At 59.7% G+C, this 16,757-nt stretch carries 15 protein-coding genes; 5 read left to right on the top strand and 10 right to left on the bottom strand.

What is annotated here, in order from left to right; genetic code table 11:
* The first annotated feature begins 179 nt into the window (after window positions 1-179).
* Window positions 180-1,235 (top strand): haloacid dehalogenase-like hydrolase, encoded by a 1,056-nt coding sequence (locus tag ACQKP4_RS10575; RefSeq protein WP_427632894.1) that lies wholly within the window; start codon window positions 180-182, stop codon window positions 1,233-1,235.
* Between the two features lie 496 nt (window positions 1,236-1,731).
* On the opposite strand, the gene ilvD is transcribed toward ACQKP4_RS10575, so the two are convergent.
* The 5 genes from ilvD to ACQKP4_RS10550 form a co-directional block, all read right to left on the bottom strand.
* Window positions 1,732-3,573, bottom strand: a complete 1,842-nt coding sequence (gene ilvD, locus ACQKP4_RS10570) for a dihydroxy-acid dehydratase (protein ID WP_427632863.1) — start codon at window positions 3,571-3,573, stop codon at window positions 1,732-1,734.
* A gap of 255 nt (window positions 3,574-3,828) precedes the next feature.
* Window positions 3,829-5,028 (bottom strand): MFS transporter, encoded by a 1,200-nt coding sequence (locus ACQKP4_RS10565; protein ID WP_427632861.1) that lies wholly within the window; start codon window positions 5,026-5,028, stop codon window positions 3,829-3,831.
* Window positions 5,021-5,998 carry a diiron oxygenase gene (locus ACQKP4_RS10560; protein ID WP_427632859.1) on the bottom strand — a complete coding sequence of 326 codons (978 nt, stop codon included), beginning with the start codon at window positions 5,996-5,998 and terminating at the stop codon, window positions 5,021-5,023. Before ACQKP4_RS10560 ends, ACQKP4_RS10565 begins: the two co-directional genes overlap by 8 nt.
* Complete coding sequence (locus ACQKP4_RS10555; protein ID WP_427632857.1) at window positions 5,995-7,074, bottom strand: SagB family peptide dehydrogenase; 1,080 nt, start codon at window positions 7,072-7,074, stop codon at window positions 5,995-5,997. The genes ACQKP4_RS10560 and ACQKP4_RS10555 overlap by 4 nt, the downstream gene beginning before the upstream one ends.
* A gap of 422 nt (window positions 7,075-7,496) precedes the next feature.
* Window positions 7,497-8,693 carry a class I SAM-dependent rRNA methyltransferase gene (locus tag ACQKP4_RS10550; RefSeq protein WP_427632855.1) on the bottom strand — a complete coding sequence of 399 codons (1,197 nt, stop codon included), beginning with the start codon at window positions 8,691-8,693 and terminating at the stop codon, window positions 7,497-7,499.
* Window positions 8,694-9,041: 348 nt separating this feature from the next.
* Here ACQKP4_RS10550 and ACQKP4_RS10545 point away from each other — a divergent pair, with 348 nt between their 5' ends.
* From ACQKP4_RS10545 to ACQKP4_RS10535, 3 genes are read left to right on the top strand one after another with little or no spacing between them, the layout of a single operon-like run.
* Window positions 9,042-9,857: an HDOD domain-containing protein gene (locus tag ACQKP4_RS10545; protein ID WP_427632893.1), complete on the top strand. Its 816-nt coding sequence runs from the start codon at window positions 9,042-9,044 to the stop codon at window positions 9,855-9,857.
* A gap of 28 nt (window positions 9,858-9,885) precedes the next feature.
* Entirely contained in the window at window positions 9,886-10,698 is an 813-nt protein-coding gene (gene mutM / locus ACQKP4_RS10540; RefSeq protein WP_427632853.1) for a bifunctional DNA-formamidopyrimidine glycosylase/DNA-(apurinic or apyrimidinic site) lyase, read from the top strand.
* A 50-nt stretch (window positions 10,699-10,748) separates the two neighbouring features.
* Complete coding sequence (locus ACQKP4_RS10535) at window positions 10,749-11,072, top strand: multidrug transporter (RefSeq protein ID WP_427632851.1); 324 nt, start codon at window positions 10,749-10,751, stop codon at window positions 11,070-11,072.
* Window positions 11,073-11,245: 173 nt separating this feature from the next.
* On the opposite strand, the gene ACQKP4_RS10530 is transcribed toward ACQKP4_RS10535, so the two are convergent.
* The 5 genes from ACQKP4_RS10530 to ACQKP4_RS10510 form a co-directional block, all read right to left on the bottom strand.
* The gene (locus tag ACQKP4_RS10530) at window positions 11,246-11,497 is read right to left on the bottom strand and encodes a YfhL family 4Fe-4S dicluster ferredoxin (RefSeq protein WP_048722619.1); all 252 of its coding nucleotides are present in this window, start codon (window positions 11,495-11,497) and stop codon (window positions 11,246-11,248) included.
* 102 nt (window positions 11,498-11,599) lie between these two features.
* Window positions 11,600-12,079, bottom strand: coding sequence for a pantetheine-phosphate adenylyltransferase (gene coaD, locus ACQKP4_RS10525; protein ID WP_427632849.1), 480 nt, complete (start codon window positions 12,077-12,079; stop codon window positions 11,600-11,602).
* 115 nt (window positions 12,080-12,194) lie between these two features.
* The gene (locus tag ACQKP4_RS10520) at window positions 12,195-13,790 is read right to left on the bottom strand and encodes a GMC family oxidoreductase N-terminal domain-containing protein (RefSeq protein WP_427632847.1); all 1,596 of its coding nucleotides are present in this window, start codon (window positions 13,788-13,790) and stop codon (window positions 12,195-12,197) included.
* A gap of 140 nt (window positions 13,791-13,930) precedes the next feature.
* Window positions 13,931-14,476, bottom strand: coding sequence for a twin-arginine translocation pathway signal protein (locus ACQKP4_RS10515; RefSeq protein ID WP_427632845.1), 546 nt, complete (start codon window positions 14,474-14,476; stop codon window positions 13,931-13,933).
* 27 nt (window positions 14,477-14,503) lie between these two features.
* On the bottom strand, window positions 14,504-15,934 hold the full coding sequence (locus ACQKP4_RS10510; RefSeq protein ID WP_427632843.1) for a coniferyl aldehyde dehydrogenase: 1,431 nt from the start codon (window positions 15,932-15,934) through the stop codon (window positions 14,504-14,506).
* A 138-nt stretch (window positions 15,935-16,072) separates the two neighbouring features.
* Here ACQKP4_RS10510 and ACQKP4_RS10505 point away from each other — a divergent pair, with 138 nt between their 5' ends.
* Complete coding sequence (locus ACQKP4_RS10505; protein WP_427632841.1) at window positions 16,073-16,744, top strand: TetR/AcrR family transcriptional regulator; 672 nt, start codon at window positions 16,073-16,075, stop codon at window positions 16,742-16,744.
* Window positions 16,745-16,757 lie beyond the last annotated feature (13 nt).

Genomic DNA, 16,757 nt, shown 5'->3' with positions numbered 1-16,757 from the left:
TGAATTAATACCAAAAACGTATGGAAACCGTCGTTTTTGGAATAAGCCGGTGTCGCTGTGAGGGATGCAGCTGGCGCGATGGGTACGTTAGCGGTCGCTGACAGACGTGAGTTGTCACAGTTATTTGTTAGCGTCGATGTGTTCCGCATTCAGGTCTTTTAATAAGGAGAAGCATGCCAATGAAGTTCGCACCGAAATTTCTGGCAGTAGCAATGTGCCTGGGCCTTGCCAGCCAAGTTTTCGCGACCGATTTGAAACACTGGCCCGCCGATCAGGCCAAGGCCCTGGACGCGATGATCGCCGCCAACGCCAACAAAGGTAACTACGCGGTGTTCGACATGGACAACACCAGTTACCGCTACGACCTCGAAGAGTCGTTGCTGCCATTCATGGAAAACAAAGGCCTGATCACCCGCGACACGCTCGACCCCTCCCTGAAACTGATTCCGTTCAAAGACACCGCCGACCACAAGGAAAGCCTGTTCAGTTACTACTATCGCCTCTGCGAAATCGACGACATGGTGTGCTACCCATGGGTCGCCCAGGTGTTCTCCGGCTTTACGCTCAAAGAACTCAAAGGCTATGTCGACGAGTTGATGGCTTCCGGCAAACCGGTGCCCACCACGTATTACGACGGCGACGTGGTCAAGACCCTCGACGTCAACCCGCCGAAAGTCTTCACCGGCCAGGCCGAGCTGTACAACAAGCTCATGGAAAACGGCATTGAGGTCTACGTGATGACGGCCGCATCCGAGGAGCTGGTGCGCATGGTCGCCGCCGATCCGAAGTACGGCTACAACGTCAAACCGCAAAACGTGATCGGCGTGACCACGCTGCTCAAGGACCGCAAGACCGGCGAACTGACCACCGCGCGCAAACAGATCAGCGCTGGCAAGTATGACGAAAAGGCCAACCTCGGCCTCGAACTGACACCGTACCTGTGGACCCCCGCGACCTGGATGGCCGGCAAGCAAGCGGCGATCCTGACCTACATCGATGAATGGAAAAAACCGGTTCTGGTGGGCGGCGATACCCCGACCAGTGACGGCTACATGCTGTTCCACAGCGTCGACGTGGCCAAGGGTGGCATCCACTTGTGGGTCAACCGCAAAGACAAATACATGACCCAGCTCAACGGGATGATGGCCAAGAATGCTGCGGCTCAGGCCAAGGAAGGATTGCCGGTCACCGCGGACAAGAACTGGGTGATCGTCAAGCCGGAAGAGATCCAGTAAGACTGCGTCGCACCCATCGCGAGCAAGCTCGCTCCCACAATGGATTTGTGATCGACGCAAAACCTTGAGGAGCAAGCTCCCTTCCACAATGGTGTTGTGACCGGCGCCAAACCCTGTGGGGAGCGGGCTTGCTCGCGAAAGCGGTGTGTCAGTCGGCATCAATGTCGGATCTGAAGACCCCTTCGCGAGCAAGCCCGCTCCCACCGTTGACCGAGTCGTTGACGTTCGACCTGTTCGACAAGCAGTACTTCATCCCGTCGTACAGCCAGGTCTCAGCCAACAACTACGACGGCGATCCGCGCAAAAAAATACCCCGCACTTGGCGGGGTATTTTTATTGATTGCAAGCAAACACAACTGTGGCGAGGGGGCTTGCCCCCGTTGGGTTGCGAAGCGACCCCCCGGATCATTCAGACCCAACGAGTCTTCTTGACTGGCGACTGCTTCGCCGCCGAACGGGGCGGTGCGGCGGTCCGACGAGCCCCCTCGCCACAGTGTTACAGCCCGTCGAGCATCGCCTTGTTACGCACAGCGCCCTTGTCGGCACTGGTCGCCAGCAGGGCGTAGGCTTTCAGCGCGGTGGTCACTTTGCGTGGACGTTTTTCCACAGGCTTCCAGCCTTTCTGATCCTGCTCGGCACGGCGGCCGGCCATTTCCGCGTCGCTGATCAACAGGTTGATCGAGCGGTTCGGAATGTCGATCAGCACTTTGTCGCCGTCCTGCACCAGACCAATCGCGCCACCGGCTGCGGCTTCAGGCGAAGCGTGGCCGATGGACAGGCCCGAGGTGCCGCCGGAGAAACGGCCGTCGGTGAGCAGGGCGCAGGCTTTGCCCAGGCCCTTGGATTTCAGGTAGGACGTCGGGTACAGCATTTCCTGCATGCCTGGGCCGCCTTTCGGGCCTTCGTAACGAATGATCACGATGTCGCCGGCCTTCACTTCGTCCGCGAGGATGCCGCGTACGGCACTGTCCTGGCTTTCGAAGATCTTCGCGTTGCCTTCGAACACGTGGATCGACTCGTCGACGCCGGCGGTTTTCACCACGCAGCCGTCCAGCGCGATGTTGCCGTACAGCACGGCCAGGCCGCCTTCTTTCGAGTAGGCGTGCTCGACACTGCGGATGCAGCCGTTTTCACGGTCGTCGTCCAGGGTTTCCCAGCGGGTCGACTGGCTGAACGCAGTTTGCGTCGGGATGCCTGCCGGGCCGGCCTTGAAGAAGTGATGCACCGCTTCGTCGTCAGTCTGGGTGATGTCCCACTTGGCAATGCCTTCGGCCAGGGTCTTGCTGTGCACGGTCGGCAAGTCGGTGTGCAGCAGGCCGCCACGGGCCAGCGAACCGAGGATGCTGAAGATCCCGCCGGCACGGTGCACGTCTTCCATGTGGTACTTCTGGATGTTCGGCGCGACTTTGCACAGTTGCGGCACGTGGCGGGAGAGACGGTCGATGTCGCGCAGGTCGAAATCGATCTCGGCTTCCTGGGCCGCGGCCAGCAAGTGCAGGATGGTGTTGGTGGAACCGCCCATGGCGATGTCCAGCGTCATGGCGTTCTCGAACGCCTTGAAGTTGGCGATGTTGCGCGGCAGCACCGACTCGTCGTTCTCGCCGTAGTAACGCTTGCACAGCTCGACGATGGTGCGACCGGCCTGCAGGAACAGTTGCTCGCGGTCGCTGTGAGTGGCGAGGGTCGAACCGTTGCCCGGCAAGGCCAGGCCCAGCGCTTCAACCAGGCAGTTCATCGAGTTGGCGGTGAACATGCCAGAGCACGAACCGCAGGTCGGGCAGGCGCTGCGCTCGTACTCAGCGACTTTCTCGTCAGAAGCGCTGGAGTCGGCGGCGATCACCATGGCGTCGACGAGGTCGAGACCGTGGCTGGCCAGTTTGGTCTTGCCGGCTTCCATCGGGCCGCCAGAGACGAAAATCACCGGGATGTTCAGGCGCAGGGACGCCATCAGCATGCCGGGGGTGATCTTGTCGCAGTTGGAGATGCAGACGATGGCGTCGGCGCAGTGGGCGTTGACCATGTACTCGACGGAGTCGGCGATGATCTCGCGGCTCGGCAGCGAATACAGCATGCCGTCGTGGCCCATGGCGATGCCGTCATCGACAGCAATGGTATTGAATTCCTTGGCTACACCGCCGGCACGTTCGATCTCGCGCGCGACCAGTTGACCCAGGTCCTTGAGGTGGACGTGGCCCGGTACGAACTGGGTGAAGGAGTTGGCAATGGCGATGATCGGCTTTTTGAAGTCGTCATCTTTCATCCCCGTGGCGCGCCACAGTGCGCGGGCGCCGGCCATGTTGCGGCCGTGGGTGGATGTTTTCGAGCGGTAATCAGGCATGAAGCACTCCGGGCGGCTAATCAGGTATCAAAAGGGAAGTGAGCTTCTATTGACGTCTGGAACACTCAGAAATAGCCGTGTGTCCGGAAGTTGCCGATAACTTTGCGGGATCGCCGCGCGCTTCAGCTTGAGCTCATAAACCCGCCGGGGGATGTCTGGCGATGAATGTCGCGATTCTACACGGCTGGTGTCAGGAGGGAATGGCTGCAAGCGTGCAGTTGGCACTGACAAGACGTGTGGGCAGCACGATCAGCGTCATATCGCGGTGCTCAATTGGCGTCGGCTGGTCAGGGAGTTCAATCCCAGGCCCACCGCACTCGAGATCAAAAAGCACAGGGCCAGGGCGGTGGTCAGGTGTTCGCTGGCCAGGTTGATCACGCTGCTGATCAGACCGCCACACATGAAAATCAGCAGGCTGCCGGCGGAGGTCGCGGTGCCAGCGTGTTGCGGATAGAGGCTCATTGCCCTGGAGTTTGCGATGGGCCGGGAGATGGTGGTGCCGGCCGTACAGATCAGCATGGGGATCAGCACGGTGGCGACGGACAGGCCGAATTGCCAAACCAGCCACAGCATCACCAGACCCGAAAGCGCAATCAGGTACAGGCCGATGCCTATCTGTCTGCCGCCCTCCATCTGGCGGTGCAGCACGCTGGCAACCACCCCGCCGATCACATAGGCCGCGCCGTATATCAGCAGCGTCCAGGCGAACTCATAAGTCGACAGATTCAAGTGTTCCATGAAAATGATCGGCGACATGACGATGAACGAGAAATGGCAGGCGAAGGCCAGTGCGGAAATCAGCCAGTAACTCAAGAAGCGGATGTCTGAACAGAGTCGCCAATAGGTGCCGAAAAATCGCCGGGGTAATGCGCTGCTGCCGCGGGTGTCCGCAAGCAGGAACCAGGCTCTCAGCCAGACAACAATCGCCAGGATGATGAAGACATGAAAACTGCCCTGCCAGCCGACATATAACTGCAACCACGTGCCCATCAGGGGCGAACAGCAAATGAAGATCCCGCCTGCAGTTGCCATCCAGATTCGGAGCCGCTCCAGCTCCTGACCGACGAACAGATCCTGCACAAGCGCCTGCGACAAGGCAAACGATCCGCAGCCCACGGCCTGGACCACGCGAAAGCCCAGGAACCAGTTGTAATCGCTGGCGAACAGACAGCCTGCCGCGCCCATGGCGGCCAGGGCAATCCCCGACAGTAGCAGCTTCTTGCGGCCGAACATGTCGGACAACGGCCCGATCAGCAGTAACGAAAACGCGAGGCCGACGGCAAACAGGCTGACGGACAGAGCGATGTCCGAGGGCGATGTGCGGAAATGGTCAGCGAGGGCTGGAAAGGAAGGCAGGACCACATCCAGCGGGAAAACGGCGAGCAAAGTCATGATCATCAACAGCGTGACCATGCTCCGTTTATGGGTGCTGCTTTGCTGTTTTCCTTCATTCATCGAAAAGCCCAGCTTTGGAGAAAAGTTGCCGATTGGCAGGCAAATCAAAGAACCCCGCCTTGCTCAATGCGTTCAGCGTGGCACGAGCTCCTGAACGAGCGCGGCCCAGATGCGCATCCGGGGTTGTCAGCTCACCCAGGATTTGCCCGGCAGACACTTCAGCCAGACCGGCACTGCGCAGGCTTTCGCGGAGCCAATGTTCATCAATCTCAAAGAAGATCAGCAGGGTTTCCAGCAACACCCTGGCGGCGAACGTGCGTTGACCGCCGCTCAATTGCAGCCACAGGTAATGAAACACTTCGCAAAAGTAGCGACTGTGCCGAGCCTCGTCGGCAAGGTGGTCCCTGAGCATTTCCTGAACGCTGCTCACCAGCTCGTCGCGACAGACGTCCAGCAGTTCACTGGCAATAATCGTTTCCGAGACGAACCCGACGAGAAACCACGCCAGTGCCTTGTGCTTGTCCGGTGCGCGGTCCAGTAGCGCGTTCAGCCGGATAATGCGCTGGGGCATGACCGGGCGATCGGTCATGCCGTAAACATCGGCTATCTGTTCGGCGAGGGCGTTGGAGAACAGCGCGTGATAACCCTCATCGGTATAGAGCTGCAATGCGGCGGTTTTCATGCGGGGCGGGATGGAGACGCCAAGTTCGTTGTGGACAATGGTTTCCACGGACCGATTGACGATCCGGTGTTCAAGCAGGGTGGTGTAGTCGAGGAAATACACCAGATGGTTGGCAGCCAGACGATGGGCAATGTTGCTGTCCGCGGCTTTGATCGACGGGTGATTCAGGTAAGGGATAAAGGCCGGCGGGAACCAGTATCGAGTCTCCAGTTGCCATTGCAGGTTAGCCGGCAATAGATAAGCGTGCTGGCTGGTGCGTACGGAGGCTCGGGTATTCCAGTCCGCCAGTGTGAATCGGTGCGCCCACTGGCTGAGGACCGTCGTAGGTTCGACAAGCAATCGGGTCATTGTTCGCGCTCCCTGTTGCTCAACATCGCCTTCAGTTCCTTGCACATCACTTGACCATCGCTCTGGCCGCAACCGACAAAAAACAACGGTTGCTCCGCGCTGTTCTCGAGCCCCAGCAGCGCTTCAACCTGGTCGTCCGTCAGGGCTCCGGTCAGCCAGGTGTTCAAACCCAGCGAGGTCGCCACCAGTTGGAAGGTCTGGGAGATGTGACCTGCCTCGACGTACGCCATCCGGTAGGCTCGCGAGTGTTCGTATTTCCACCACAGCTTGTCGAAGCGACTGGTGATGAACAGACCCGCCGGCAAGTTGTTGATGAAATGTTGCCCGCACAGCAGTTGCCCCAAGGGCTGGGTGGGCAAAGGCTTGACGAGGCTCAGCGCGTGCTCGGTGGGGTGGTAGGCGTAGAGGCCGGGTTCCAGGTTGCTGACGTTCTGCGCCAGGAAGAAACCTTCACAGGCGTTAAGTCCGCCGCCGGAGGGGCTGCTTCGCCGGGCACCGAGGCCTTCGACAATGCTGTCGTCGATGTCGTCCTTGCGCTCATGCAGATAGCCGAGGGACAGGTACAACAAGGTACTGACCATTTCGAGGGGCACGGCTTCGCCGGTGAAGACGCGGCAGGTTTTGCGGTCGAGCAGTGCGGTTGCCAGCGAGCCTTGCGGCAGGCATTGAGGTTCTGGCAGGGCGATCAACTCGTGCGGCGGGCATTCCGATGGTCTGGCGGGTGGCGCTGGCGTGCTCAGCACGTCCGAGCAGTGATCCAGATATTGTCTCGACCATTGATGGATATCTTGCGGGACATGTTCGCAGGGAATGTTCTTGGTGCCGATATGAAATATTTTCGATAGTTCATCCCAACCCCACTTGCAAATGTCCGGGGCGGTTGATGTCAGTATTCCTGCACTGAGAAGTTGGCTGTCTATTGCGTTGTTCTTATTGAATATGCTCGGGTTGTTGATCAGTTCGGCAAGTCGCGTGGAGTACTTCAGGTTGAGCTCAAACTGTTTGTGGTTTTTATAATCCCAAACTATTTGACCGGGTGTGCGAGGCAATATGAATAAATGCGGGTTGATCTGCATGATAGGCGGTTCGCTCTGGGCAATGGCATAGAGAACGCTGGGTAGCCGGCACTCCCCAGCGTTTCATTTACTTAACGGGCTTTCGGAGCGACCAGGAAAGACAGGTTGGCGATGGTGTTTGCTTCCAGAGTAATTGCTTTCATGTTTGAAACTCCTTGTGTTTGAAAGTGAGTCACTTCGCTGTGACAACTCAATCATAGAGTGTAATGAGCGCTTATCAAGGAGATGTTTGGTAGGAAGCGTCCAGTAATTTTGTCGGAATGATCTTTTGAATTCTTAATCTTTGTAAGTTATATCCGCTGTAATAAAGGGCGCAGAGAAACGTCCTGCAAGTCAGTCAGACCGCTGGAGTAGGAAGTTTGGGAGTCTTGTTGCGGATAATGTCACGGGGGGCCGACTGGCCCCCCGTTAAACCGGGGTCATCAGCTGTTAGGCAGCAGACGGCAGGTGATGCTCTTGATGTAACGCGTCTCGGCAATCGCCGGGTGTACCGGGTGATCCGGGCCCTGACCGCCACGTTCCAGCATCTGGATGTTGCGATCCAGGTGACGGGCACTGGTCAGCAGGATGTTTTGCAGATCATCTTCCGGCAGGTGCATCGAGCACGAAGCGCTGATCAGGATGCCGTCCTTGCTGAGCAGGCGCATGGCTTGCTCGTTCAGGCGACGGTAGGCGCCTTCACCGTTTTTCATGTCTTTCTTGCGTTTGATGAACGCTGGCGGATCGGCCACGATCACGTCGAAGCGTTCTTCGCTGGCTTTCAGTTCTTTCAGGGCTTCGAAGACGTCGCCTTCGATGCAGGTCATCTTCTCGGCGAAGCCGTTCAGCGCAGCGTTGCGCTCGACGCCGTCGAGGGCGAAGGCCGAAGCGTCGACGCAGAACACTTCACTGGCGCCGAACGCGGCGGCTTGCACGCCCCAACCGCCGATGTAGCTGTAGAGGTCGAGTACGCGTTTGCCTTTGGCGTAAGGGGCCAGGCGCGCGCGGTTCATGCGGTGGTCGTAGAACCAGCCGGTTTTCTGACCCTGGATGACCGGGGCTTCGAATTTCACGCCGTTCTCTTCCAGCGCAACCCACTCCGGCACCAGGCCGAACACGGTTTCGACGTAGCGGTTGAGGCCTTCGGCGTCGCGGGCAGCGGAATCGTTCTTGAACAGAATGCCGCTTGGCTTGAGCACTTGGGTCAGTGCTGCGATCACGTCGTCTTTATGGGCTTCCATGGTCGCCGAAGCGATCTGCACCACCAGGATGTCGCCGAAACGGTCGACGACCAGGCCCGGCAGCAAATCGGAATCACCGTAGACCAGGCGATAGAACGGCTTGTCGAACAAGCGGTCGCGCAAGGACAGGGCGACGTTCAGGCGATGCACCAGCAGTGATTTGTCCAGCGGCAACTTGATGTCGCGCGACAACAAGCGCGCGCAGATCAGGTTGTTCGGACTCATGGCGACGATGCCCAGCGGCTTGCCACCGGCGGCTTCGAGGATCGCCTGGTCGCCGGCCTTGAAGCCGTGCAACGGGGTAGCGGCTACATCGATTTCGTTGCTGTAGACCCACAAGTGGCCGTTTCGCAGGCGACGGTCGGCGTTGGCTTTGAGGCGCAGGCTAGGCAGGGACATGACGTCGCTCCGGAAAAAAGAGCGGGAGTATAGCGTGTTGAGGGGGGCGACGGGCCCGGTGGGCGATGAAACGCGGATGACGCCTTCGCGGGCGAGCCTGCTTCCCACAGGTTCTGTGTCGTTCAGAAAAATTGCATTTCAACTCGCTCTTGTGGGAGCGCGCTTGCTCGCGAAAGCGGTTTCGGCATTTATCGGATATCTGGACTTAAATGAAACTTCCCGCGATTACCCATCGGTGTGTCGAATCCAACTTTATAAAGGTTAGAATCGGCGCCTGACCCAGAGTGCGTACCTATGTCCCAAGAGCTGACCACCGAACAGATTCAACAGTCCCTGCAAGGCATCAGCGTGCCCGCCCAGCCGCAGATCATGGTGGATTTGCAGATGGAGCAGTACATGCCCGACCCGGACCTGGAGGTGATCGCCAAGCTGATCTCCCAGGACCCGGGCCTCTCCGGGGCGTTGCTGAAGATCGTCAACTCGCCGTATTACGGCTTGAGCAACAAGATCGCCTCGATCCAGCGCGCGGTGAATCTGCTGGGCAGCCGTTCGATCATCAACCTGATCAACGCGCAGTCGATCAAGGGCGAGATGAACGACGACACCATCGTCACCTTGAACCGGTTCTGGGACACCGCTCAGGACGTGGCCATGACCTGCCTGACGCTGGCCAAGCGCATCGGCGCCCAGGCCGGCGACGAAGCCTACGCGCTGGGGCTGTTCCATGACTGCGGCGTGCCGCTGATGCTGCAGCGTTTCCCCAATTACATGAGCGTCCTGGAAGAGGCGTATGCCAACGCCAGCGCCGAAAGCCGGGTGGTGGACACCGAAAACCGCGTGTTCAACACCAACCACGCGGTGGTCGGTTACTACACCGCCAAGTCCTGGCGCCTGCCGGAACATTTGAGCACCGCCATCGCCAATCACCATAATGCGCTGGCGATCTTCAGCGACGAGTCGTCGCGCCACGCCCAGCTGAAAAACCTGCTGGCGATCCTGAAAATGTCCGAACACATTTGTGCGTCGTACCGCGTGCTGGGCAACCAGGCCGAGGACCACGAATGGAACAGCATCAGCCAGCTGGTGCTCGACTATGTCGGTCTTTCGGACTACGACTTCGAAACCCTCAAACAAACGATCCGCGACCTCGGCAATCATCGCTGAGGGTCGGTCAGCCTGATTCGAGAGCCCCATGCCTGAACTGCCAGAAGTCGAAACCACCCGCCGTGGCATCGCGCCGCACCTGGAAGGCCAGCGGGTCAGCCGGGTGATCGTGCGTGATCGTCGTCTGCGCTGGCCGATTCCCGAGGACCTGGATGTACGGCTTTCCGGCCAGCGCATCGTCCTGGTCGAGCGCCGTGCCAAGTACCTGTTGATCAACGCCGAAGTCGGTACGCTGATCAGCCATTTGGGCATGTCGGGCAATCTGCGTCTGGTGGAAGCCGGCATGCCGGCGGCCAAGCATGAACATGTCGACATCGAACTGGAGTCCGGGTTGGCCCTGCGTTACACCGACCCGCGCCGGTTCGGCGCGATGCTCTGGAGCCTCGACCCGCTGAATCACGAACTGTTGATCCGCCTGGGGCCGGAGCCGTTGACCGATCTGTTCGACGGCGAGCGTCTGTTTCAGCTGTCGCGCGCACGCTCCATGGCGGTCAAGCCGTTCATCATGGACAACGCGGTGGTGGTCGGCGTCGGCAATATCTATGCGACCGAAGCCTTGTTTGCTGCCGGGATTGACCCGCGCCGCGAAGCCAAGGGTATTTCCCGGGCGCGCTATTTGAAACTGGCGATCGAGATCAAACGCATCCTCGCCCATGCGATCGAACGTGGCGGCACCACACTGCGCGACTTTATCGGTGGTGACGGGCAGCCGGGTTATTTCCAGCAGGAATTGTTCGCGTACGGACGGGGCGGTCAACCTTGCAAAATCTGCGGCACGGAGCTGCGCGAAGTAAAACTGGGGCAACGCGCCAGCGTCTTTTGCCCGCGCTGTCAGAGCTGAGACGTCTATAGTCAGAGTTCTGACTGTCTAGCTAGCCGAAGGACCGAGCCATGAATTCGTTGCGAACCCTGGTCGTTGTTTTGCTCCTGAGCGTCGGTGCGCCTGCGCTCGCGGCAGACAGCGACAGCGGCGATCCGCTCTACGCCATCCAGAATCCTCCTGCCTACGCCATGATCGGTGATTTGCTGATTGCCCGACCTTTGCTGGTGGCGGCGACGGTGATTGGTGCCGGGGTGTTTGTGGTGTCGTTGCCATTTACCGCCCTGGGTGGCGGCGTTGGCGATGCGGGACAGGCGTTGGTGGTCGACCCGGCGAAAGCGGCGTTTGTGCGGTGCCTGGGGTGTATTGGGGAGGGGTTTGAGCGGCGGGAGTGAAATCAGTTACATCTTCGGTGCAGCTGATGGCCTCTTCGTCGGAACGCCGCCCGGAGCAAGCCCGCTCCCACAGGGGATTTGCGTTGTGACATGCACCGACTGTGGGAGCGGGCTTGCTCGCGAAAGGGCGTTCCGACGAAGAGCCCCGAATAAACGCTACAAAAATATGGGACTCAAGCCTTGCCGGTAATCACCCGATACTTCGCCATCAACTGTTCTTCAGTCTCCGGATGCGCTTCATCCAATGGAATGCAGTCCACCGGGCACACCTGCTGGCACTGAGGTTCGTCGTAGTGGCCGACGCACTGGGTGCACAGGTTCGGGTCGATCACGTAGATCTCTTCGCCTTGGGAAATGGCGGCGTTCGGGCACTCGGGTTCGCAGACGTCGCAATTGATGCAATCGTCGGTGATGATCAGGGACATGCTAACTCCAGCCGGGGCGCGAGGCCCGGGCGTAATAAACCAATGCGCGCAATTGTGCCGCATTGGCGCCCGCAGTGCACGCGGGCGCCGCTTGAGCGGTCGTTACTTCTTGAAGCGTTCGGTCAGGGCGTCGGCCACCGCCGGGTGGACGAATTTGGTGATATCGCCACCCAACGCTGCAATTTCACGGACCAGCGTCGAAGAGATGAACGAATAACGCTCGGACGGTGTAAGAAAAAGGCTCTCCACATCCGGCGCCAGTTGGCGGTTCATGTTGGCCAGCTGGAATTCGTATTCGAAGTCCGATACCGCGCGCAAACCACGCAGGAATACGTTGGCGTTCTGCTCTTTGGCAAAGTGCGCGAGCAGCGTCGAGAAACCGACGACTTCAACGTTCGGCAGATGTTTGGTGACCTCGCGGGCCAGCTCCACACGCTGTTCCAGGGGAAACAACGGGTTTTTCTTCGGGCTGGCAGCGACGGCAATGATCACATGATCGAACAGGCGCGCGGCGCGTTCGACCAAGTCGCCATGGCCCTTGGTAATAGGGTCGAAGGTACCTGGGTACAACACTCGGTTCATCGCGTCGTCCTGGCGGGAGTCCGTTGGGGAGTCGGATGGTATCGCAGCCTTCCCGGTCGGCCAAGTCGCCTGTTGGGTAAGAAAGCACTATAGACGATGGGAATATTCTCGCTTTTCATGGGTTTTTCAGACGCTCGGCCAGCAAAGTGGCCAGTTGTGCGGTCAGGCCATAGACCGACAATTGCGGGTTTGCGCCAATGCTGGTGGGGAACAGCGAGCCATCGTGGATCGACAAATTACTGACCTGATGATGCCGGCCGAGGCTATCGGTCACGGCGTTTTTCGGGTTTTCGCCCATCGCACAACCGCCCATCACATGGGCGCTGCCCAGGCGTGTGCGGTACAGCTCAAGGCTCAAGCCATCGATCAGCGTGCGCGCTTCGGCCAGGGTTTTCACATAGCGAGCGTCGGCGTGCATCGGCATCACCGCATTGGCGCCCCCGGCAAACTGGATCTCGGCCATGCTGTGGAATGCGCGACGCAAACCGTCCCAGGCGTAGGGTGAAACCTGGTAGTCGAGCACCGGCGTGTTGTCCCCGCGCAACTCGACGCTGCCACCGGGGCTGTCCGGGTGAAAACCGTCGCGCAGCAAGGCCAGCATGGCGTGGGTGTGCGGCAGGTTTTCCATGTGCCGCGCGCTTTCCTGGCCGAAGCCCCCGAGCAACGTGGCGGCCAGCGCCGGGTGCAGCGGCGGCACTTCAAGTTTGTAGGACATCTTGCCCGTCGCGCCGTCCTGCCACTGGAAGTGGTCGGAATAGATCGACTGCGGCGCGCCGTAAAACGGGTTGATCACCTCGTCGAACAGCGCGGCGGACATGTTCACCAAATGCAGGAACGTGCGTTTGCCCAGTCGTTGGTGCGGGTCCGGCGCATCGGAGCGCATAAGCAGCGCCGGGCTGTTGATCCCGCCGCCTGCCAGCACGTAATGCCGTGCCTTGACCGTAATGGTCTTGCCCGTCGGCGCAACGCAGCGATCATCCATTGCCACACAGTGCAGGCCAGTGACCTTGCCGTCGTTGATCGAGAGTTTTTCGGCGCGGGCCAGATAAAGCAGTTCGCCACCTTTTTCCAGGGTCGCCGGAATGGTCGTGACCATCATCGATTGCTTGGCGTTGGTCGGGCAGCCCATGCCGCAGTAGCCGAGGTTCCAGCAGCCGCGCACGTTGCGCGGGATCACATGCCAGCTGTAGCCGAGTTGCTCGCAACCTTTGCGGATCACATCATTGTTGGCGTTGGGCGGGACCATCCAGGGCGCGACCCCCAAGCGTTGCTCCATTTTCTCGAACCAGGGCGCCATCTCGGCCGGGCTGTGGCCTTTGACGTCATGTTCTTTGGCCCAGTGTTCGAGGGTCGGCTCCGGGGTGCGGAAACTCGAGGTCCAGTTGATCAGCGTGGTGCCGCCCACCGCGCGGCCCTGAAGAATGGTGATCGCGCCGTCCTTGCTCATGCGGCCGATGCCTTCCTGATACAGGTTGGTGTACGCCTGGTCTTCGAGCATCTTGAAGTCGGTGCTGGTTTTGAGCGGACCTTCTTCGATCAGCAACACCTTGTAGCCGGCGGCGCTGAGAATTTCAGCGGTGGTGCCGCCACCCGCGCCGCTGCCGATAATCGCCACGTCCGCTTCAAGCGTCAGGTCTTGAGTCAGTTGCGACCCGTTGTAGGTTTTCCAGCCACGGGCCATGCCCTCGCGGAACGGATCGGGTACGGGCATCTTCAGGTTCTCTTCTTATTATGTGGATTCGGTGGTGAAGCGGCTGGCGCCTTCGCGGGCCAGCCACGCTCCCACAGGGTTTTAGCCAAGCCTGCCAGTCCTGTGGGAGCGGGCTTGCTCGCGAAGGGCGAGCCACGGTCTCAAACCGCAGGCGGCCCCGGATACCCGCAATGCGCCCAGGATTCCTTGCGGCTGTACCACGCCATCATCACCAGTTGCAGCAACGAGCTGTGCCCCATGCGCAACAGGCTCAACGAACTGTTTTGCCAACGATCAAGAAAATGCCGCATCTCATCGCCACTGGCGTTTTCCCAACTGCCCCAAATCCCGGTCAGCGGCCCACGCGTCACGGCCATTCCCAGCACATCGAACAATTGCCGGGTCAGCTTGAGCATTTCCGGCGACAGGTGATTCAGGCCGTTATCCAGGGTTTTCAGCGTGCCTTCGACCGATGCCGGCATGTTCTCGAGCGCCACGGCGCCATCGAGCATCACCGGCACCAGTGCGCGCAAAAACAGCAGGTCGGCGCTGCGCAGAATCGCGAAACCATTGGCCGGGATGCTCGACGAGCAACCGCTGAGGCTCGCGCCCAGCCCGGCCGTGGCCAGGAAGGCGCTCGCCCCGAGACTGAATTTAAGCAGGCCGCGCCGGGACAGCGCGGGTGTAGCGGACAGGCTTGGGCTCATTATTGTTATTACCCGACGGTGCGATCGTTAGCGGATAAACAGCTTCTGGATCAGTTTCTGAATCGACTTGCCATAGGGCGGATAGATCAGCTTCGCCGCGTTGAAGCGCTGTTTGATCAGCACCCCTTTGGCTTTGCTGAACGTCAGAAAACCCTCGTGACCGTGGTAATGGCCCATGCCCGAGGCACCGATGCCACCAAACGGCATGTCGTCCTGCGCGACGTGCAGCAGCGTGTCGTTGAGGCACACACCGCCGGAATGGGTTTCGTGGAGTACGCGGTTTTGTTCGCGCTTGTCGTAGCCGAAGTAGTAAAGCGCCAGTGGACGAGGGCGTTGATTGATGTAGGCAAACGCCTCATCCAGATCGGTGTACGGCACGATCGGCAACAGCGGGCCGAAGATTTCATCCTGCATCACGGTCATGTCGTCGCTGACGTTGAGCAGCAGACTATGACTCATGCGCCGGCCCTGACCCTCATCGAACAGCGGGATCAGCAGCGCGCCTTTGCTGGTGGCGTCGCTGACGTAGCCATTGAGCCGGGCCAACTGACGTTCGTTGATGATTGCGGTGTAGTCCGGGTTGTCGGTGAGTGTCGGAAAAAACCCGCGAACGGCCTGGCGATAGGCCTCGACGAAACCGCCCACCCGGTCTTTCGGCACCAGCACATAGTCGGGCGCGACGCAGGTTTGCCCGGCGTTGAGGGTTTTGCCGAAAGCGATGCGCTCGGCGGCGTCCTTGAGTGGCACATCGTGAGAGACGATGGCCGGGGATTTACCGCCAAGTTCAAGCGTGACCGGGGTCAGGTTCTCGGCCGCCGCACGCATCACATGCTTGCCGATGCTGGTGGCGCCGGTGAACAGCAGGTGATCGAAGCGCAGGCGGGAGAACGCCACGCCGATATCGGCCTCGCCCAGCACCACGCAGACCAGGTCCGCTGGAAAGATGCGCCCCAGCAATTCCTTGAGCAACAGGCCGGTGGCGGGGGTCGATTCGCTGAGTTTGAGCATCACCCGATTGCCCGCCGACAACGCGCCCACCAACGGACCGATGGCCAGGTACAACGGGTAGTTCCACGGCACGATCACGCCGACGACGCCCAGCGGTTGGTAAACCACCTTGGCCGCCGCCGGTTGAAACGCGATGCCTACCTTGCGCCGCGACGCTTTCATCCAGCCTTTGAGGTGTTGGCTGGCGTAGTGAATGCCGTGCAGGCTGGGCATCAGTTCGGCGAGCAGGGTTTCATCCGCGCTGCGGTGGCTGAAGTCCTGGCTGATGGCATCGATCAGCGCCTGGCGTTCATGACTCAGCAGGTCGCGCAGGGCTTTGAGCCATTGCTGACGCTGGGCGGCTGGCGGCATTGGGTTGGCCGCATACGCCGCACGCTGCGCATCAAACAGGGCGTGAAGCTCGTCCAGCGGCTGTTGCAGGTTCTGCAGGTAGGCGATGTCAGCAGTCATGGCGAGCTCCGGTTTTTGTTTTAATGAAGCACTTTTTAGAGTCTGTGCTCTATAAAGTCAAATGACATGCAGTGTTTTATCCTGCCGCGGTTAGGTCGTAAGATGCGCTTCATCGCACTCTGGATTAAAGCTCAAGCCATGGCCCCCAGGATTAAAACCAGCGAGCGCATCGTGCAGAACAGCCTGGAGCTGTTCAACCAGCAGGGCGAGCGCAGCATCAGCACCAACCACATCGCAGCCCATATGGAAATTTCACCGGGCAACCTGTACTACCACTTCCCCAACAAGCAGGCGATTATCGCCGTGCTGTTCAGTGAGTACGAAAGCCTGGTGGACAGCTTCCTGCGCCCGCCTCAGGGCCGGGCGTCGACGGTGGACGACAAACGGTTCTACCTTCAGGAATTGCTGGCGGCAATGTGGCGTTACCGCTTTTTGCATCGTGACCTCGAGCATTTGCTCGACAGCGATCCGGAACTCGCCGCCCGTTATCGGCGTTTTTCCCAGCGCTGCCTGATCCATGGCACGCACATCTACGCAGCCTTCGTCGAAGCCGGAATCCTGAGCATGGACAAGGTGCAGATCGAATCGCTGACCCTCAATGCCTGGATCATCCTCACCTCGTGGGTGCGTTTTCTGTGCACCACTCGGGAAAACTCCAACCATCTGAGCGAGCAAGCCATCAAACGTGGCGTGTATCAGGTGCTGGTGCTGGAGGCCGGTTTCGTCACGGATCAAGCCCGCGATGCCGTGAATGCGCTGTACGAAGAGTTTTACGTACCGCTGGCCCAGGCCCTTGAAGATGCGGGATAGAACGTACAGCAGG

It is taken from the genome of Pseudomonas sp. NPDC086278, from assembly GCF_050280905.1.
GTDB lineage: Bacteria > Pseudomonadota > Gammaproteobacteria > Pseudomonadales > Pseudomonadaceae > Aquipseudomonas.
The sequence above is the reverse complement of the archived record's forward strand: the minus strand, read 5'-3'. Positions and strand labels throughout refer to the sequence as shown.

What these genes read in the sequence shown, in the direction of transcription:
- ACQKP4_RS10575 (WP_427632894.1), top strand. Translation starts at nt 180, where the DNA reads ATGAAGTTCGCACCGAAATTTCTGGCAGTAGCAATGTGCCTGGGCCTT.
- ilvD (WP_427632863.1), bottom strand. Translation starts at nt 3,573, where the DNA reads ATGCCTGATTACCGCTCGAAAACATCCACCCACGGCCGCAACATGGCC.
- coaD (WP_427632849.1), bottom strand. Translation starts at nt 12,079, where the DNA reads ATGAACCGAGTGTTGTACCCAGGTACCTTCGACCCTATTACCAAGGGC.
- ACQKP4_RS10560 (WP_427632859.1), bottom strand. Translation starts at nt 5,998, where the DNA reads ATGACCCGATTGCTTGTCGAACCTACGACGGTCCTCAGCCAGTGGGCG.
- ACQKP4_RS10510 (WP_427632843.1), bottom strand. Translation starts at nt 15,934, where the DNA reads ATGACTGCTGACATCGCCTACCTGCAGAACCTGCAACAGCCGCTGGAC.
- ACQKP4_RS10515 (WP_427632845.1), bottom strand. Translation starts at nt 14,476, where the DNA reads ATGAGCCCAAGCCTGTCCGCTACACCCGCGCTGTCCCGGCGCGGCCTG.
- ACQKP4_RS10530 (WP_048722619.1), bottom strand. Translation starts at nt 11,497, where the DNA reads ATGTCCCTGATCATCACCGACGATTGCATCAATTGCGACGTCTGCGAA.
- ACQKP4_RS10565 (WP_427632861.1), bottom strand. Translation starts at nt 5,028, where the DNA reads ATGAATGAAGGAAAACAGCAAAGCAGCACCCATAAACGGAGCATGGTC.
- ACQKP4_RS10505 (WP_427632841.1), top strand. Translation starts at nt 16,073, where the DNA reads ATGGCCCCCAGGATTAAAACCAGCGAGCGCATCGTGCAGAACAGCCTG.
- ACQKP4_RS10520 (WP_427632847.1), bottom strand. Translation starts at nt 13,790, where the DNA reads ATGCCCGTACCCGATCCGTTCCGCGAGGGCATGGCCCGTGGCTGGAAA.
- ACQKP4_RS10535 (WP_427632851.1), top strand. Translation starts at nt 10,749, where the DNA reads ATGAATTCGTTGCGAACCCTGGTCGTTGTTTTGCTCCTGAGCGTCGGT.
- mutM (WP_427632853.1), top strand. Translation starts at nt 9,886, where the DNA reads ATGCCTGAACTGCCAGAAGTCGAAACCACCCGCCGTGGCATCGCGCCG.
- ACQKP4_RS10555 (WP_427632857.1), bottom strand. Translation starts at nt 7,074, where the DNA reads ATGCAGATCAACCCGCATTTATTCATATTGCCTCGCACACCCGGTCAA.
- ACQKP4_RS10550 (WP_427632855.1), bottom strand. Translation starts at nt 8,693, where the DNA reads ATGTCCCTGCCTAGCCTGCGCCTCAAAGCCAACGCCGACCGTCGCCTG.